Origin of the sequence: Enterobacter sp. JH25 (assembly GCF_021725435.1) — a bacterium.
GTDB classification, from domain to species: Bacteria; Pseudomonadota; Gammaproteobacteria; order Enterobacterales; family Enterobacteriaceae; genus Enterobacter; species Enterobacter intestinihominis.
In genome coordinates, this window is sequence record NZ_CP091319.1 from 4068286 (window position 1) to 4085418 (window position 17133).

At 56.5% G+C, this 17133-nt stretch carries 18 protein-coding genes; 12 read left to right on the forward strand and 6 right to left on the reverse strand.

What is annotated here, in order from left to right; all coding sequences use genetic code 11:
* Positions 1-233: 233 nt before the first annotated feature.
* The 5 genes from L2Y28_RS19555 (at position 234) to L2Y28_RS19575 (ending at position 7043) form a co-directional block, all read left to right on the forward strand.
* Positions 234-1379 carry an SIS domain-containing protein gene (locus L2Y28_RS19555; RefSeq protein ID WP_022649497.1) on the forward strand — a complete coding sequence of 382 codons (1146 nt, stop codon included), beginning with the start codon at positions 234-236 and terminating at the stop codon, positions 1377-1379.
* Positions 1380-1391: 12 nt separating this feature from the next.
* The gene (kbaY, locus tag L2Y28_RS19560; protein ID WP_022649498.1) at positions 1392-2264 is read left to right on the forward strand and encodes a tagatose-bisphosphate aldolase subunit KbaY; all 873 of its coding nucleotides are present in this window, start codon (positions 1392-1394) and stop codon (positions 2262-2264) included.
* Between the two features lie 116 nt (positions 2265-2380).
* The gene (gene malX, locus L2Y28_RS19565; RefSeq protein WP_022649499.1) at positions 2381-3952 is read left to right on the forward strand and encodes a maltose/glucose-specific PTS transporter subunit IIBC; all 1572 of its coding nucleotides are present in this window, start codon (positions 2381-2383) and stop codon (positions 3950-3952) included.
* Positions 3953-3964: 12 nt separating this feature from the next.
* A complete protein-coding gene (locus tag L2Y28_RS19570) occupies positions 3965-5137 on the forward strand; it encodes a MalY/PatB family protein (protein ID WP_022649500.1) in 1173 nt (390 codons plus the stop codon).
* 16 nt (positions 5138-5153) lie between these two features.
* Positions 5154-7043, forward strand: coding sequence for an enterotoxin (locus tag L2Y28_RS19575; protein WP_022649501.1), 1890 nt, complete (start codon positions 5154-5156; stop codon positions 7041-7043).
* 67 nt (positions 7044-7110) lie between these two features.
* On the opposite strand, the gene rsmI is transcribed toward L2Y28_RS19575, so the two are convergent.
* The gene (gene rsmI, locus L2Y28_RS19580; RefSeq protein ID WP_022649502.1) at positions 7111-7974 is read right to left on the reverse strand and encodes a 16S rRNA (cytidine(1402)-2'-O)-methyltransferase; all 864 of its coding nucleotides are present in this window, start codon (positions 7972-7974) and stop codon (positions 7111-7113) included.
* 61 nt (positions 7975-8035) lie between these two features.
* Here rsmI and L2Y28_RS19585 point away from each other — a divergent pair, with 61 nt between their 5' ends.
* The 4 genes from L2Y28_RS19585 to dolP are packed head-to-tail and all read left to right on the forward strand — an operon-like array spanning position 8036 to position 11724.
* Positions 8036-10174 (forward strand): penicillin-binding protein activator, encoded by a 2139-nt coding sequence (locus L2Y28_RS19585; RefSeq protein ID WP_022649503.1) that lies wholly within the window; start codon positions 8036-8038, stop codon positions 10172-10174.
* Entirely contained in the window at positions 10132-10527 is a 396-nt protein-coding gene (locus L2Y28_RS19590; RefSeq protein WP_022649504.1) for a YraN family protein, read from the forward strand. The genes L2Y28_RS19585 and L2Y28_RS19590 overlap by 43 nt, the downstream gene beginning before the upstream one ends.
* 21 nt (positions 10528-10548) lie before the next feature.
* Positions 10549-11139 (forward strand): DnaA initiator-associating protein DiaA, encoded by a 591-nt coding sequence (diaA, locus tag L2Y28_RS19595; protein ID WP_003861754.1) that lies wholly within the window; start codon positions 10549-10551, stop codon positions 11137-11139.
* 9 nt (positions 11140-11148) lie between these two features.
* Positions 11149-11724 (forward strand): division/outer membrane stress-associated lipid-binding lipoprotein, encoded by a 576-nt coding sequence (dolP, locus tag L2Y28_RS19600; protein ID WP_022649505.1) that lies wholly within the window; start codon positions 11149-11151, stop codon positions 11722-11724.
* Positions 11725-11774: 50 nt separating this feature from the next.
* On the opposite strand, the gene L2Y28_RS19605 is transcribed toward dolP, so the two are convergent.
* Positions 11775-12812 carry a permease gene (locus L2Y28_RS19605; protein ID WP_022649506.1) on the reverse strand — a complete coding sequence of 346 codons (1038 nt, stop codon included), beginning with the start codon at positions 12810-12812 and terminating at the stop codon, positions 11775-11777.
* A gap of 40 nt (positions 12813-12852) precedes the next feature.
* The gene (locus L2Y28_RS19610; RefSeq protein WP_022649507.1) at positions 12853-13497 is read right to left on the reverse strand and encodes an NAD(P)H-binding protein; all 645 of its coding nucleotides are present in this window, start codon (positions 13495-13497) and stop codon (positions 12853-12855) included.
* Positions 13498-13625: 128 nt separating this feature from the next.
* On the opposite strand from L2Y28_RS19610, the gene L2Y28_RS19615 reads away from it, so the two are divergent.
* Complete coding sequence (locus tag L2Y28_RS19615; protein ID WP_015571965.1) at positions 13626-14144, forward strand: type 1 glutamine amidotransferase domain-containing protein; 519 nt, start codon at positions 13626-13628, stop codon at positions 14142-14144.
* Here L2Y28_RS19615 and L2Y28_RS19620 read toward each other — a convergent pair.
* Complete coding sequence (locus tag L2Y28_RS19620; protein ID WP_022649508.1) at positions 14124-14558, reverse strand: YhbP family protein; 435 nt, start codon at positions 14556-14558, stop codon at positions 14124-14126. The genes L2Y28_RS19615 and L2Y28_RS19620 overlap by 21 nt on opposite strands.
* 14 nt (positions 14559-14572) lie before the next feature.
* Here L2Y28_RS19620 and L2Y28_RS19625 point away from each other — a divergent pair, with 14 nt between their 5' ends.
* A complete protein-coding gene (locus L2Y28_RS19625) occupies positions 14573-14902 on the forward strand; it encodes a GIY-YIG nuclease family protein (RefSeq protein ID WP_003861768.1) in 330 nt (109 codons plus the stop codon).
* Here the strand turns inward: L2Y28_RS19625 and L2Y28_RS19630 are convergent.
* On the reverse strand, positions 14889-15392 hold the full coding sequence (locus tag L2Y28_RS19630; RefSeq protein ID WP_022649509.1) for a GNAT family N-acetyltransferase: 504 nt from the start codon (positions 15390-15392) through the stop codon (positions 14889-14891). The genes L2Y28_RS19625 and L2Y28_RS19630 overlap by 14 nt on opposite strands.
* Entirely contained in the window at positions 15386-15910 is a 525-nt protein-coding gene (locus tag L2Y28_RS19635) for an SCP2 domain-containing protein (protein WP_003861771.1), read from the reverse strand. The genes L2Y28_RS19630 and L2Y28_RS19635 overlap by 7 nt, the downstream gene beginning before the upstream one ends.
* Positions 15911-16131: 221 nt before the next feature.
* On the opposite strand from L2Y28_RS19635, the gene L2Y28_RS19640 reads away from it, so the two are divergent.
* The gene (locus L2Y28_RS19640; RefSeq protein ID WP_022649510.1) at positions 16132-17127 is read left to right on the forward strand and encodes a peptidase U32 family protein; all 996 of its coding nucleotides are present in this window, start codon (positions 16132-16134) and stop codon (positions 17125-17127) included.
* Positions 17128-17133 lie beyond the last annotated feature (6 nt).

Below are 17133 nucleotides of genomic sequence, written 5' to 3' on the forward strand. Positions count from 1 at the left end.
TGCCCTGTTGGCCTTACGGAAGACGATCGTAAGGCCTTTCTTTTCCTTTCCTTGACTTTCTCCTTTCCTTTCGCGATCACACTTTTCGTTTTATTTCTTTTACGCCATTGAACTTTCGATTTCTTTTCTATAGATTTTATTTAACTGCTAAAGTGAACAAGTGAAACGAAACGAAAGATAGCGACACGTTTGCCAGCGTCTGATGTGGAATTCACACGACTAAGGACTGAGTTATGCCACAAACCACTACCGCCACCACCGGCACCTGGACCGAAAAAGAGATCCGCCAGCAGCCAGCCAGCTGGCTTCGCTCGCTCAACAATATTGATAATCTGCGCGCGTCGATCGACAGTTTTCTGACGCCACTGTTGCGCAAGCCCGATCTGCGGATCGTTCTGACCGGTGCGGGTACGTCCGCTTTTATCGGCGACATCATTGCGCCATGGCTTGCCAGCCACACGGGGAAAAACATCACCGCGATACCTACGACCGATCTGGTCACCAACCCGATGGATTATTTCAGCCCTGCGCACCCGCTGCTTCTGGTCTCTTTCGCCCGTTCTGGCAATAGCCCGGAGAGCGTCGCCGCCGTTGAGCTGGCGAATCAGTTCGTACCGGAGTGCTACCACCTGTCGATCACCTGTAATGAAGCGGGCAGCCTGTATCAGAATGCCGTCGACAGCGATAACGCCTGCGCTCTGCTCATGCCAGCCGAAACGCACGATCGCGGGTTCGCGATGACAAGCAGCATCACCACCATGATGGCGAGCTGCCTGGCGGTATTCGCACCGGAAACGATCAACAGCAAAACGTTCCGCGACGTGTCCGATCGCTGTCAGGCGATCCTCACATCGCTTGGCGATTTCAGCCCCGGCGTCTTTGGTAACGAACCGTGGAAACGCATTGTTTATCTGGGCAGCGGTGGATTACAGGGCGCCGCACGGGAGTCTGCGCTGAAAGTGCTGGAGCTGACCGCCGGCAAGCTGGCGGCATTCTACGATTCGCCAACGGGTTTCCGTCACGGGCCTAAGTCGCTGGTGGACAACGAAACGCTGGTCGTCGTGTTTGTCTCCAGCCATCCGTACACGCGTCAGTACGATCTGGATCTGCTCGCCGAGCTACGTCGCGATCGTCAGGCTATGCGGGTAGTAGCCATTGCAGCCGAAACGGATCCGGTCATTGAAGCTGGCCCGCATATCCTGCTGCCGCCTTCTCGTTCATTTAACGATATGGAGCAGGCGTTCTGCTTCCTGATGTACGCCCAGGTCTTCGCACTGACCCAGTCTCTGCACGTTGGCAATACGCCAGATACGCCATCCGCCAGCGGTACGGTTAACCGTGTGGTCCAGGGCGTCGTTATTCATCCGTGGCAGGCTTAAGAGGACAGGCTCATGAGTATTATTACCACCAAATATCTTTTGCAGGACGCACAGGCAAAGGGCTATGCCGTTCCGGCCTTTAACATTCATAACGCCGAGACGATCCAGGCGATCCTCGAAGTCTGTAGCGAAATGCGATCCCCGGTGATCCTCGCGGGTACGCCGGGGACGTTTAAACATATTGCGCTGGAAGAGATCTACGCCTTGTGCAGCGCATATTCCCTTACTTATGACATGCCGCTGGCGCTACACCTCGATCACCACGAATCGCTGGATGACATTCGCCGCAAAGTCCATGCCGGCGTACGTAGCGCAATGATCGACGGTAGCCATTACCCCTTCGAACAAAACGTCAAGCTGGTGAAATCGGTCGTCGATTTCTGTCACCTCAACGACTGTAGCGTCGAGGCCGAACTGGGCCGACTGGGTGGAGTGGAAGATGACATGAGCGTCGACGCCGAAAGCGCGTTCCTGACCGACCCGCAGGAAGCAAAACGCTTTGTCGAACTGACAGGCGTGGACAGCCTCGCCGTTGCCATCGGAACCGCGCACGGCCTCTATACCAAACGCCCAAAAATCGACTTCCAGCGGCTGGCCGAGATCCGCGAGGTAGTGACAGTGCCGCTGGTACTGCACGGTGCGAGCGATGTTCCGGATGAGGATGTGCGCCGCACCATTGAGCTGGGCGTCTGCAAAGTTAACGTCGCAACAGAGCTGAAAATCGCCTTCTCTGACGCAGTCAAAGCCTGGTTTGCCGAGAACCCACAGGGCAACGATCCGCGCTTCTACATGCGCGTCGGCATGGATGCCATGAAAGAGGTGGTCAGAAGCAAAATCACCGTTTGCGGCTCGGCGAACCGGCTGCTGCTTCCGGCTGAAGCCTGAACCCATCGCGCATAACGTTAGTACCTAAAAAATAACTATAAGCCTCGCAAATATGAAGGCGCGTCCTTAAGCCGGACAGCGCCTTCCATTATCCTAAAAATCCGAGGAGTCCCTACATGACACAGGAAAAGTCGTTTAAATCGAAAGCGTGGGAGTTTTTCCAGAGCCTGGGAAAGACGTTTATGTTCCCGGTTTCGCTATTGGCCTTTATGGGGTTGTTGTTAGGTATCGGTAGTTCTGTCACCAGCCCTTCCACCATCAAAAGTTTTCCCTTTCTGGGCGGCGAGTTAACGCAGCTCACCTTTGGTTTTATCGCCATGGTCGGCGGCTTTGCATTTACCTATCTGCCGCTGATGTTTGCCATGGCGATCCCAATGGGCCTTGCCAGGCGTAATAAAGCGGTGGGCGCTTTTGCCGGATTCGTTGGCTACATGCTGATGAACATGAGCATCAACTACTACCTGACCGCCACCCACCAGCTTGCGGATGCCGCCACCATGAGACAGGTGGGACAATCCATCGTGCTTGGCATTCAAACGCTGGAGATGGGCGTGCTCGGCGGCATTGTGGTAGGGGTGATCACCTACTTCCTGCACGAACGCTTCCAGGACACGGTGCTGCACGACGCATTTGCCTTCTTTAGCGGCATTCGTTTTGTTCCGATTGTTACCGCCCTCACCCTGTCGCTGGTCGGCCTGGTCATCCCCCTGCTGTGGGAATATGTGGCAATGGGCATTGCCGGGATTGGTCATATCATCCAGAGCACCAGCGTCTTTGGGCCGTTCCTGTATGGCGTGGGCGTGCTGCTACTCAAACCTTTTGGCCTGCATCACATTCTGCTGGCGATGGTGCGCTTCACCCCGGCGGGCGGCATTGAGATGGTTAACGGCCAGGAAGTGGCCGGTGCGCTGAACATTTTCTACGCCGAGCTGAAAGCGGGTCTGCCGTTTAGCCCGCACGTTACGGCATTTTTATCGCAAGGGTTTATGCCGACCTTTATCTTCGGCCTGCCTGCCGTGGCTTACGCTATCTACCGCACCGCGCGCCCGGAAAACCGTCCGGTGATTAAAGGGCTGCTGCTTTCAGGCGTGCTGGTTTCAGTTGTCACGGGTATTTCAGAGCCGATTGAGTTCCTGTTCCTGTTTATTGCCCCTGTGCTTTACGCGTTTCATATCGTTATGTCTGGCCTGGCGCTGATGGTGATGGCGCTGCTCGGCGTCACCATCGGCAACACTGACGGCGGTATTCTGGATCTGCTGATCTTCGGCGTCATGCAGGGGATGTCGACCAAATGGTATCTGCTGTTCCCGGTGGGTATTGCCTGGTTTGCTATCTACTTCTTCGTCTTCCGCTGGTACATCCTCAAGCACGATATAAAAACGCCAGGCCGTGAGGTTGACGCGCAGGGTGCGCTCCAGGCGGTGGAAGCCAATACCCGGGCACGTGGAAAATCAAAATACGATCATGGGCTTATTCTTCGCGCGCTTGGCGGTAAAGAGAATATTGAGTCGCTCGACAACTGCATTACCCGCTTACGTCTGGTGGTGAAAGATATGGGGCTTATCGACCAGCAGGCGCTGAAGGCCGCTGGCGCCTTGTCAGTCGTGGTGCTTGATGCCCACAGCGTTCAGGTGATCATCGGCCCGCAGGTGCAGAGCGTCAAATCCGGCATTGAAGCCTTAATTTAACAGGGGGTCGTTGTGTTTGATTTCGACAGAATCATTGAGCGTAAAAGCGATAAATGCCGTAAATGGGATCATGCGTTTGTGTGTTCGCGTTTCGGTGATGTCCCGGAGGGATTTATCCCGCTGTGGATAGCAGACATGGATTTCACCTCGCCACCCGCCGTGATTGAAGGCTTTCAGCGCATCGTGGAGCATGGCACCTTCGGTTACACCTGGTGCTTCGACGAATTCTACGATGCGGTCATCGCCTTCCAGCGCACCCGTCATCAGGTTGAGGTGCATAAGTCATGGATCACCCTGACCTACGGCACCGTTTCTACGCTGCACTATACGGTTCAGGCGTTCTGCAATCCCGGCGACTGCGTGATGATGAACACCCCGGTGTATGACCCGTTTGCGATGGCGACACAGCGACAGGGCGTGCGGGTGCTTGCAAATCCGCTGAGCGTGAAGGAAAACCGCTATCAGCTGGATTTTAATCTGATTGAAGTTCAGCTCAAAACTCACCGTCCAAAACTGTGGTTTTTCTGCTCGCCGCATAACCCCTCGGGCCGCATCTGGCGCGCGGATGAGATACGCCAGGTGTCCGATCTCTGTAAGCGCTACGGCACGATTCTGGTGGTTGATGAGGTTCACGCCGAGCACATTCTGGACGGTACATTCGTCAGCTGTCTGACTTCGGGCTGTGCCGCCCAGGACAACCTGATTGTGCTGACCTCCCCCAATAAAGCCTTCAACCTTGGCGGGCTAAAAACATCCTACTCAATGATTCCAGACGATTCGCTGCGCCAGCGTTTCCGCCAGCAGTTGGAGAAGAACTCCATTACCTCGCCCAATATCTTCGGCGTGTGGGGAATTATTCTGGCCTATCGGCAAGGTCTGCCATGGCTCGACGCGCTGAATGGTTATCTGCGCGGCAATGCCCGCTACCTTGCAGATGCCATCCAGACCCACTTCCCTGCATGGAAGATGATGAACCCGGAGTCGTCGTATCTCGCCTGGATAGACGTCAGTGCAGACGATCGCAGTGCGACGGCGCTAACCCAACATTTCGCCAAACAGGCTGGCGTGGTCATCGAAGATGGCAGCCACTACGTACAAAACGGCGAAAACTACCTGCGTATTAACTTCGGCACCCAGCGCTACTGGCTGGAACAGTCCATCAACCGAATGCTGAAGCATTACTGATAAGGATCTTACCCCGATGAAAAAAAGGCTCACTCTCTCACTGCTGGCTCTCTGTGTTTCTCATGGCGCGGCGGCAGCAAACTACGCGCTCAGTAACAACAATATTGCCCTTTCGTTTGATGATGCAAATGCAACGGTAGTGGTAACGGACAGCAAAGCTAACCATCCGCTCACGCCCCAGGAGTTGTTCTTTCTGACGCTGCCGGATGAAACAAAAATCCACACCGCTGATTTCAAAATCAAGCACGTCGAAAAGCAGGGCAACGCGATAGTCATCGACTTTACGCATCCGGATTTTAACGTAACGGTGAAACTGAACCTGGTGAAGGGAAAATACGCCAGCATCGGCTACACCATCGCCGCCGTCGGGCAGCCGCGGGACGTAGCGAAAATGACCTTCTTCCCGACGAAGAAGCAGTCTCAGGCACCTTACGTTGACGGGGCGATTAACAGCTCGCCAATCGTGGCCGACTCGTTCTTCATCCTGCCAGACAAACCGATTGTGAATACTTACGCTTATGAAGCCACCACGAACCTCAACGTGGAGCTGAAAACGCCAATTCTGCCTGAGACACCGGTCAGTTTTACCACCTGGTTCGGCACTTTCCCGGAAACTAATCAGCTGCGGCGAAGCGTAAACCAGTTTATCGATGCCGTGCGCCCGCGGCCTTATAAGCCTTATCTGCACTACAACAGCTGGATGGACATCGGCTTCTTTACTCCTTACTCCGAGCAGGATGTCATTGGACGGATGGACGAATGGAATAAAGAATTTATTGCCGGACGCGGGGTGGCGCTGGACGCGTTCCTGCTGGACGATGGCTGGGACGATCGCACCGGACGCTGGCTGTTTGGCCCGGCATTCAGCAACGGTTTTGGCAAAGTCAGGGAAAAAGCCGATAGCCTGCATAGCTCGGTTGGGCTGTGGCTTTCACCGTGGGGCGGTTACAACAAGCCGCGCGATATTCGCGTCTCGTATGCAAAAGAGTATGGTTTCGAAACCGTAGACGGCAAGCTGGCGCTGTCGGGGCCGAACTACTTTAAAAACTTTAACGATCAGATCATTAAGCTGATCAAAAACGAGCACATTACCTCGTTCAAGCTCGACGGAATGGGTAACGCCAATTCGCATATCAAGGACAGCCCATTTGCATCGGATTTTGACGCGTCCATTGCCCTGCTGCACAACATGCGCAGCGCAAACCCGAACCTGTTTATCAACCTGACCACCGGGACCGACGCGAGCCCGTCCTGGCTGTTCTATGCTGATTCAATCTGGCGTCAGGGCGATGATATCAACCTGTACGGTCCCGGCACGCCAGTGCAGCAGTGGATGACCTACCGGGATGCCGAAACTTATCGCTCCATCGTACGCAAAGGCCCGCTGTTCCCGCTGAACTCCCTGATGTACCACGGGATCGTCAGTGCAGAGAACGCTTACTATGGACTGGAGAAAGTACAAACGGACGGTGATTTTGCCGATCAGGTCTGGAGCTACTTCGCGACCGGAACTCAACTTCAGGAGCTGTACATCACGCCGTCCATGCTTAACAAGGCGAAGTGGGACACCCTGGCACAGGCGGCGAAGTGGTCGCGTGAGAATGCCAGCGTGCTGGTGGATACGCACTGGATTGGCGGTGACCCAACTTCGCTTGAGGTTTACGGCTGGGCCTCATGGAGTAAAGACAAAGCGATTTTTGGTTTACGCAACCCGTCGGATAAGCCGCAACGTTACTACCTGGATTTAACCAAAGATTTTGAGATCCCGGCAGGAGAGCGCTCGCAGTTTACCCTGAAAGCCGTGTACGGCAGTAATTCGACCGTACCAGAGGAATATAAAAACGCTGTGGTGATTACGCTGCAACCGCTGGAAACGCTGGTGTTTGAGGCGATTCCGGGAAAATAGTAAGGCTTTGACACGGTGTAGGCCGGGTAAGGCGAAGCCGCCACCCGGCAAAACAGGCGGCAGGGGCTTACTCCCCCTGCTGCTCCAGCGCATATTTATACAGCGCATTTTTCTTCACGCCGTGGATCTCCGCCGCCAGCGCCGCCGCTTTTTTCAGGGGCAGTTCAGCCTGTAGCAGGGTCAGCGTACGCAGCGCATCGGCAGGCAGGGCGTCTTCCTGCGCTTTATGCCCTTCGACAATCAGCACCATTTCGCCCTTGCGGCGGTTCTCATCCTCTTTCACCCACGCCAGCAGTTCGCCAACCGGCGCGCCGTGAATGGTTTCCCAGGTTTTGGTCAGCTCGCGCGCCAGCACCACGTAGCGGGATTCGCCCCAGACGGTAACCATATCGTCCAGGCTTTCCAGCAGGCGGTGGGTTGATTCGTAAAAAATCAGGGTACGCGGCTCTGCTTCCAGCTCCTTTAACACGTCGCGACGGCCTTTGGATTTAGCAGGCAGGAAACCTTCGTAGCAGAAACGATCGGACGGCAGGCCCGCCGCACTTAATGCGGCAATAGCAGCACACGGCCCCGGCAGCGGCACAACGCGGATCCCTGCTTCACGGCAGGTGCGCACCAGATGGTAACCCGGATCGTTGATAAGCGGCGTACCCGCATCGGAGACCAGCGCGATGTTCTGCCCTTCTTTCAGCTTCGCCACCAGCGTTTCGGCTTTTTGTTGCTCATTGTGATCGTGCAGGGCAAACAGACGGGCGTTAATGGCAAAGTGCTGCAGCAGTAAACCGGTATGACGGGTGTCTTCAGCAGCAATTAAATCAACAGCTTGCAATACAGTGAGTGCACGTTGGGTAATATCAGACAAATTCCCGATAGGAGTAGGTACAATATAAAGCTGGCCTTGAGAATTATCTGCCGTTTCGTGTTGTTTCATTGTTTCGTCCGTATTGCCGATTTAATATTGAGCATTGCGTAAAAAAATCACTGGATACAGTATGGTACCGTTAACGTTTCTTCGTAAAAAAGCCGCGCACAGCGTGCCCCTCCTGCTGGCAGCTCTGATCTTTACCGGCTGCGGCACTCAGGCACCCGACCAGAGCACTGCTCATATGCAGGGATCCGCTCAGGCTGATTCTGGCTTTTATCTGCAACAAATGTCGCAGAGTTCAAATGATACCAGGATCAACTGGCAATTACTCGCCATTCGTGCACTGCTGAAGGAAGGAAAAACCCAGCAGGCCGCCGAGCTGTTCAGCCAGCTGCCGCAGGATCTTAACGACGATCAGCACCATGAGCAGACGCTGCTGTCGGCAGAACTGAAGGTCGCGCTGAAAGATTTCGACGGCGCGAAGAAGATCCTCGGCACTATCGAACTGAGCGCGCTGGATAAGAATCAGCAGGCCCGTTTCTGGCAGGCCGGTATCACCGCTGAGCAGGGTCGCCCCTCCCTGACGCTTCTCCGCGCGCTGATTGCCCAGGAGCCTCTGCTTGCGGGTGCGGACAAGCAGAAAAATATTGACGCAACCTGGCAGGCACTCGCCTCCATGACCCAGGATCAGGCCAGAGCGCTGGTGATCAACGCCGATGAAAATGTCCTGCAAGGCTGGCTGGATCTGCAACAGATGTGGTTCAACAACCGCAGCGATCCGAACATGCTGAAAGCCGGCATTACCGACTGGCAAAAGCGCTACCCGCAAAACCCGGGAGCAAAAATGCTGCCAACGCAGCTGGTGAACGTGCAAAACTTTAAGCCCGCCTCCACCAGCAAAATCGCCCTGCTGCTGCCGTTAAACGGCCAGGCAGCGGTGTTTGGCCGCGCCATTCAGCAAGGTTTTGAAGCCGCGAAAAACGGCACTACCGCCGTCACCGGCAGCGCCGTTCCGGCGCAGGCAGCACAGGCGGCGAATGTGAATGACGTCGTCAGTCCGTCAGCCGCCGAAACCAGCGACCTGACCACCGCGCAAACCCCTGCCCAGGGCACCATGCAGAATCCGGTTACCGCCCCAACGACGCAACCCGCTACCTCAGCGCCTGCGGCAACACAGGCCCCGGCTGAAACCCCGGCGCCCGCGACGGCAGAACAACCTCAGCCGCAAACCGCGCAGCCGGAACAGCAGCCAGCAGCCCAGCCGCAGGCTGTGGCCACCACCAGCGCTAACCCTGGTGCAGAGTTGAAAATCTACGACACCAGCGCCCAGCCGCTTGACCAGGTGCTGGCGCAGGTTCAGCAGGACGGGGCCAGCATCGTTGTCGGCCCGCTGTTGAAAAACAACGTGGAAGCGCTGATGAAGAGCAACACCACGCTGAACGTGCTGGCGCTTAACCAGCCTGAGCAGGTTCAGAACCGCGCCAATATCTGTTACTTCGCCCTCTCTCCGGAGGATGAAGCCCGCGATGCGGCCCGTCATATTCACGAGCAGGGCAAGCAGGCGCCGCTGCTGCTGATCCCACGCAGCACGCTGGGCGACCGCGTTGCCAACGCCTTTGCGCAAGAGTGGCAGACCCTTGGCGGTGGCGTGGTGTTGCAGCAGAAATTTGGCTCAGCTTCCGAACTGAGAGCGGGCGTGAACGGCGGGGCAGGTATTGCCCTCAACGGTAGCCCGGTATCCGCCAGCCTGCCGCAGCAGCAGAGCGTCACCATCGGCGGTCTGACGATCCCAGCCCCCCCTACCGACGCGCAAATCAGCGGCGGCGGTAAAGTGGATTCGGCATACATCGTCGCTACGCCGGAAGAGATCGCCTTTATCAAACCAATGATCGCCATGCGTAACGGCAGCCAGAGCGGCGCAACGCTCTACGCCAGCTCCCGCAGCGCACAGGGTACCGCAGGCCCGGATTTCCGTCTGGAAATGGAAGGACTGCAATACAGCGAGATCCCTATGCTGGCAGGCAGCAACCCGCAGTTGATGCAGCAGGCGCTGGGCGCGGTGCGCAATGATTATTCCCTGGCGCGCCTGTACGCGATGGGCGTCGATGCCTGGGCGCTGGCAAACCACTTTACCCAGATGCGCCAGGTACCGGGCTTTGAGCTTAACGGGAATACCGGCGATCTGACCGCCGATCAGGATTGTGTGATTAACAGGAAGTTATCATGGCTCAAATACCAGCAGGGGCAGATCGTCCCGGCCAGTTAAGCCGCAAAGAGACCGGCGACGCGTGGGAGCTAAAAGCGCGCCGCTGGCTTGAAGGCAAAGGACTGCGCTTTGTCGCCGCCAACGTTCGCGGGCGCGGCGGCGAGATTGACCTGATTATGAAAGACGGTCAAACCATCGTGTTTGTTGAAGTACGCTACCGACAGTCGTCCCGTTTTGGCGGTGCTGCCGCCAGCGTGACGCTCGCCAAACAACAAAAATTATTACAGACTGCCCACTTGTGGCTTGCCCGCCATAATGGGAGTTTTGATACTGTGGATTGCCGTTTCGATGTGGTAGCCTTCACCGGAAATGCGATCGACTGGCTTAAAAACGCGTTTGGCGAAGACGCATAAATAAGATTTTAAAGGGATACCGTGCTCGAACGAATAAAAGTGTGCTTCACAGAAAGCATTCAAACGCAGATTGCCGCAGCGGAAGCCCTTCCGGACGCGATCTCGCGTGCAGCGATGACGCTGGTTCAGTCGCTGCTCAACGGCAACAAAATCCTCTGTTGTGGCAATGGCACGTCCGCCGCCAACGCACAGCATTTTGCTGCCAGCATGATCAATCGCTTCGAAACCGAGCGACCGAGTTTACCTGCCATTGCACTAAACACCGATAACGTGGTCTTAACTGCGATTGCCAACGATCGTCTGCATGACGAAATTTACGCCAAGCAGGTGCGCGCCTTAGGCCATGCCGGAGACGTGCTGCTGGCGATCTCCACGCGCGGTAACAGCCGGGATATCGTTAAGGCGGTTGAAGCGGCAGTAACCCGGGACATGACGATTGTCGCCCTGACCGGTTACGACGGCGGTGAGCTGGCTGGCCTGCTGGGGCCGCAGGATGTGGAGATCCGCATTCCTTCGCACCGTAGCGCCCGCATCCAGGAGATGCATATGCTCACGGTGAACTGCTTATGCGATCTGATCGATAACACGCTTTTCCCTCACCAGGATGATTAAGGAGTTCTCATGAAGGTTTTATCGGCCCTTGCAGTCGTGATGTCTGCATTACTGCTTCAGGGATGCATCGCTGCCGCTGTAGTCGGTACCGCAGCGGTCGGCACCAAAGCAGCGACCGATCCGCGTACCGTTGGGACGCAGGTGGATGACGGTACGCTTGAGCTGCGCGTAAACAGTGCGCTGTCGAAAGACGAACAGATCAAGAAGGAAGCACGCATTAACGTGACGGCTTATCAGGGTAAAGTTCTGCTGGCAGGCCAGGCGCCAACCCCTGAACTCGCCTCGCGCGCCAAACAGATCGCGATGGGCGTAGAAGGTACGGCGGAAGTGTTTAACGAGATCCGCCAGGGCCAGCCGATTGGTCTCGGCACCGCGTCATCTGATACCTGGATCACCACCAAAGTGCGTTCCCAGCTGCTGGGTACCGACCAGGTGAAATCCTCAAACGTGAAAGTAACCACGGAGAACGGCGAAGTGTTCCTGCTGGGCCTGGTGACAGAACGTGAAGGGAAAGCGGCGGCGGATATCGCCAGCCGGGTGAGCGGCGTGAAGCACGTCACCACCGCCTTTACTTATATCAAGTAATTCACACCTGACTGTAAGCCCGGTAAGCGCCAGCGCCACCGGGCTTTCTTTCACACAAGCGCCATACTCCCCACAATCACTCCGCTCAACGCCACCAGCCCCGCCGTCAGCCACAGCGCTTTCGCCGGGAATGACTTACGCAGCATGATCAGCGACGGCAGGCTCACCGCCGGCAGCGTGATGAGCAGCGCCAGCGCCGGTGCGGTACCCATGCCAGCCATCATCATGGTCTGAATAATCGGGATCTCCGCCGCGGTTGGGATCACAAACAGGCAACCGGCCACCGCCATCGCAATCACCCACATCAGCGTATTGTCGATAGCGCCATCCGCATGCGGGAACAGCCAGACGCGCGCCGCCCCCAGCACCAGTACGGCCAGGATATAGACCGGGATTGTGCTCCAGAAAAGCTGCCACAGCGCTTTGCCCCAGCGAGATAAGAAACTGCCCTGCGGATCGCTGAGGTCCAGCTCAACGGAGGCAGGCCCGGCCTCGTTGTCTTTCACCAGGTGCTGCACCAGCGTAGCGACAAGCACCACCGTCAGCAGGCCAGCCGCCAGACGGATAAACGCGAAATGCCAGCCGAGAACGAAGCCCATAAACACCAGCGTTGCCGGGTTCAGCAGGGGGTTACCCATCCAGAAGGCAAGCGCGCCGCCCATCGACACGCGCTGTCGGCGCATACCCGCCGCCACCGGTGCAGCGCAGCAGGAGCACATCATGCCCGGCAGGGAGAAAATCGTTCCCAGCAGCGTGCCCTGCAGGCGCGGTTGTCCCAGGGTTTTTATCAGCCAGTTACGCGGGATAAGTACCTGAATCAGCGAGCCCAGCAATACGCCCAATACCGCCGCTTTCCAGACGGCAAGAAAATAGACCATTGCGTAATCCCACGCCGCGCGAAGCGGGCTGGAATCGGCCTGCGCGAGAATCGATTTACCGATGCTGTGGGTGTCGGCGGCGGTGAAGGCTTTACCGTAGTACGGCTGCCATTTCACATACCAGAGGCCAATGATGACCACGAGAAAGAAGAGTGCGGGCTTCCACCACTGAACAGGTGTTGCCGCCTGAGATGAAGACTGACCAGTCATACCATTCCCCGGAAAGTGTTATTTAATAAGCCGGGGAAGTTTACGCCTCGCCCTGCGCGATTTCACGCAGTTTTGCCGAAGGGATAATATTAACCCCCTCTTGCGACGGAGCCAGTGCCTCTTTCAGCATCGCCTGCGCGACATCCCGCGCCTCGATGGACTTCCAGTTACCTGGCAGGATGCGAAACAGCGGAGCGAAAAAAGACTCGTTAAAACGCCGTTCGTCGCGGTGGCCCATCAGCATGGAAGGCCGCACGATGGTCAGGCGCTCCCATTGCTGCGCGATTAACGCCTCTTCCATTTTGCCCTTCACCTGGTTGTAAAAAAACGGCGAGCCTGCGTTCGCGCCGTGCGCGCTGACCACCAGGAAATGCTTTGCACCCAGCTTTTTGGCCGTCAGGGCGGTATCTACCACCAGCGTGTAATCTGCATGGACAAAGGCTTCCTTACTGCCCGCTTCCCGTCGGGTGGTGCCAAGGCAGCAAAAGGCGATATCAATGGGATCCTGCACCTGCGCCAGCGCGTCGGTAAGCTGGGGATCGTGCGGGTTATAGACGCCGGTGATATCCAACAGCGGGCGACGCGTCGGGGCGGCGATATAGTTGATATGCCGATCCTGGATCAGCAGCCGCAGCAGATGTCCACCCACCAGCCCGGTTGCGCCGGTAATCAGTACCTGACTCATCTTGTCCCCTTTACAGAATTGTCCGTTTGCGATCTGGGCCTGCTCTACCACACTTAAAAGTCTGTTACCGGTAAGTATTTACCACAAACGGGAAAAAAACAGTCTGAAGCGAAAACAACGGAGGAAGCATGGGTAAAAAAATCGCAGTCTTGATTACCGACGAGTTTGAAGATTCAGAATTTACGTCGCCAGCAGAGGCATTCCGCAAGGCGGGCCACGAGGTGGTCACCATCGAAAAAGAAGCGGGTAAAACCGTGAAGGGCCACAAGGGTGAAGCCAGCGTGACCATTGACGAATCCATTGATAACGTCAGCCCGTCGGATTTCGACGCCCTGCTGTTACCGGGCGGCCATTCACCGGATTCCCTGCGCGGGGACGAGCGTTTCGTCACCTTTACCCGTGACTTCGTCGGCACCGGTAAACCGGTGTTTGCCATTTGCCACGGTCCACAGCTGCTCATCAGCGCCGAGGTGGTACGCGGGCGTAAGCTCACCGCGGTGAAACCGATCGTTATCGATCTGAAAAACGCCGGTGCCGAGTTCTACGATCAGGAAGTGGTGAACGATAACGATCAGCTGATCACCAGCCGTACGCCGGACGATCTTCCAGCGTTTAACCGCGAAGCGCTACGCCTGCTCGGTGCGTAACCAGTGCAGCTTCTTGCCAAAGCCCAGGGTGTTGTCGGTAAATTTCAGCTCATCGAGGCGGATTTCCCACACCGGGGCTTTTAGCGCTGCGGCCACCGGGAAGCGGCGCGTATAGCGTTTACGCTGGGCGTCGCTTTCCTCACCTTCCAGGCGACGAATTTCGCCTTTGAACTGGACCCCGCGGATCAGCGCAACGGTTTTAGGCTGACCATTTACCGTGCCCGCCACTTTTGCCTGTTGGCCCGTCATCTGCGCATGCCGCGTTTTGTCTTCGCTCATCACGTAAAAGGCCACGCGCTCGGGATCGTAGTAATAAAAGGCATTTGCGCACCACATCTCCTCGTCTTTACAGACGCACCAGGTCACAACATGCTGCTTTGCCAGCCAGCGGTTAATGGCGGCCAGTGTTTCCATTTTCGCTCTCTCTCATGCTATGGTGCGTTCACCTTAACATACTGAATCTGTTTACCGTGTGCTGGTTTCTCTATCTTGTCCGAACCGCTGATAACGCACTCTACACCGGGATCACTACCGATGTGGCACGGCGTTTTTTACAACATCAAACGGGAAAAGGGGCGAAAGCACTGCGGGGGAAAGGTGAACTTCAGCTGGCGTTTTCAGCCGCCGTGGGCGACAGATCCCTGGCGCTCAGGCTGGAATACCGCATCAAGCAGCTGACGAAGCGCCAGAAAGAGCGTCTCGTCAACGGGGACGGCTCTTTCGAGGCGCTACGCGAAAGCCTGCTTAAAAACGATTGAAATGATCGTGGTACTCCACCAGACCGGTAACCCCATCGAGCGAATCGTCCGCCAGAGGATGGACCAGGAAAGATGTTTCCGTGCCTGGCCAGTGGCAGCGCAGATCGTATCTGGACGCTGGCTCAAAGCCTAAACGCTCGTAGAACGCCGGATCGCCCAGAACGACGACAGCGGCATAGCCGAATTCATTCAGGGAATCCAGCCCTTCATAGACCAGCTGGCGTGCCAGGCCCTGTCCACGGTAGTTTTCATCCACCGCCAGCGGCGCCATGCCGACCCACTGCAACTCTTCACCCTGCACAATCACCGGGCTGAACGCCACGTAGCCGACTACCTGCCCTTCATCGTCGGTGGCAACCAGGCCCAGCGTAATCAGGCCATCTTCGCGAAGATCGTGAACCAGTTGAGCTTCGGCGTCGCCTGCAAAAGAGCGGCGTAACAACGCATCGATACCCGGCGCATCAATCCCAATTTCGACTCGAATCAGCATGGTTCACCTACTGAAGTGTGTTTACTGTCCGGCGGGGTTTTTAGCCCGGCCTCAACGAAATCTGCCATTTGCATCAACATCATACGCAGTGCTTTCGGCATCTGCTCCAGCTCAATGGCATCCATTAAATTTTTGACGTACAGACCGAGCTCCGTGTCGCCTTCAATCACCAGACGACGCTGGAAGAAGAGGGTGTCCGGATCCTGTTTGCGCGCGGCGATCATCAGCAGATCGCTGGCATCCGCGCTAAAGCTGACATCCGCCTCGGCGGTTTCACGGACGATAAGCCGATCGTTCTCTACGGAAGTAAACCAGCGCAACCCGATATCGCGTACTTCAATCTTTAACCAGCGGCCTTCCAGAAACTCAAGCTCACCGTCCTGTAGCGCCTGGCGGAACTGCCAGCTCAGTACCTGTTCCAGCACCTGGCGTTTAAGCGCGAACGGCGCCAGTTTTACCGGCACGCTCAGCATTGATGGGCCAAATTGTACGAGACGTGAACGCAGTTTATCCAGCACGAGCTTTACTCCCTGATAGCTATAGTCCTGCTATTTTGCCATATCCCGACAAGAAGATAGCGGCGTAAATCAACAAACCGTTGCCCGGTATACCTCATTATTGGTGCCATCAATACGCCATTAGCTGCCTTAAATCAAAAATTGTCGCGTATGGGTTAATTAAAATCCCAGCTCGTTAACATTTTTTACGATCCCTGCGATCGACAACATCGGGATAAATTATGGAGCTGCTCTGCCCTGCCGGAAACCTTCCGGCGCTTAAGGCGGCCATCGAAAATGGGGCCGATGCGGTCTATATCGGGCTGAAAGATGATACCAATGCCCGCCATTTTGCGGGTCTTAACTTTACGGAGAAAAAGCTTCAGGAAGCCGTTAACTTCGTTCACCAGCACCGGCGCAAACTGCACATCGCCATCAATACCTTTGCCCATCCTGATGGCTACGCCCGCTGGCAGCGCGCCGTGGATATGGCGGCCCAGCTGGGCGCCGATGCGTTGATCCTGGCCGACCTCGCTATGCTTGAGTATGCGGCAGAACGTTATCCGCATATTGAGCGCCACGTCTCTGTTCAGGCATCGGCCACCAATGAAGAGGCCGTGCGTTTTTATCATCGACACTTTGACGTAGCCCGCGTGGTGCTGCCGCGCGTGCTCTCTATTCATCAGGTTAAGCAACTGGCGCGCGTCACGCCAGTGCCGCTGGAGGTTTTTGCCTTCGGCAGCCTGTGCATCATGGCCGAAGGCCGCTGCTATCTTTCTTCCTATCTTACCGGGGAATCGCCAAACACCGTCGGTGCCTGCTCGCCTGCCCGCTTCGTTCGCTGGCAGCAAACGCCGCAGGGACTGGAGTCGCGCCTGAATAACGTGTTAATCGACCGCTATCAGGACGGTGAAAACGCGGGCTACCCGACACTGTGCAAAGGCCGCTATCTGGTGGACGGCGAGCGCTACCACGCGCTGGAGGAGCCCACCAGTCTCAACACGCTGGAGCTGCTGCCGGAACTGCTGGCCGCCAACATTGCCTCGGTGAAAATCGAAGGCCGCCAGCGTAGCCCGGCCTACGTGAGCCAGGTGGCGAAGGTGTGGCGTCAGGCCATCGACCGCTGCATGGCGGACCCGCAAAACTACGCCCCGCAGGCGGCCTGGATGGAGACGCTCGGCGCGATGTCCGAAGGCACGCAAACCACGCTCGGCGCGTATCACCGTAAATGGCAGTGAGATAAT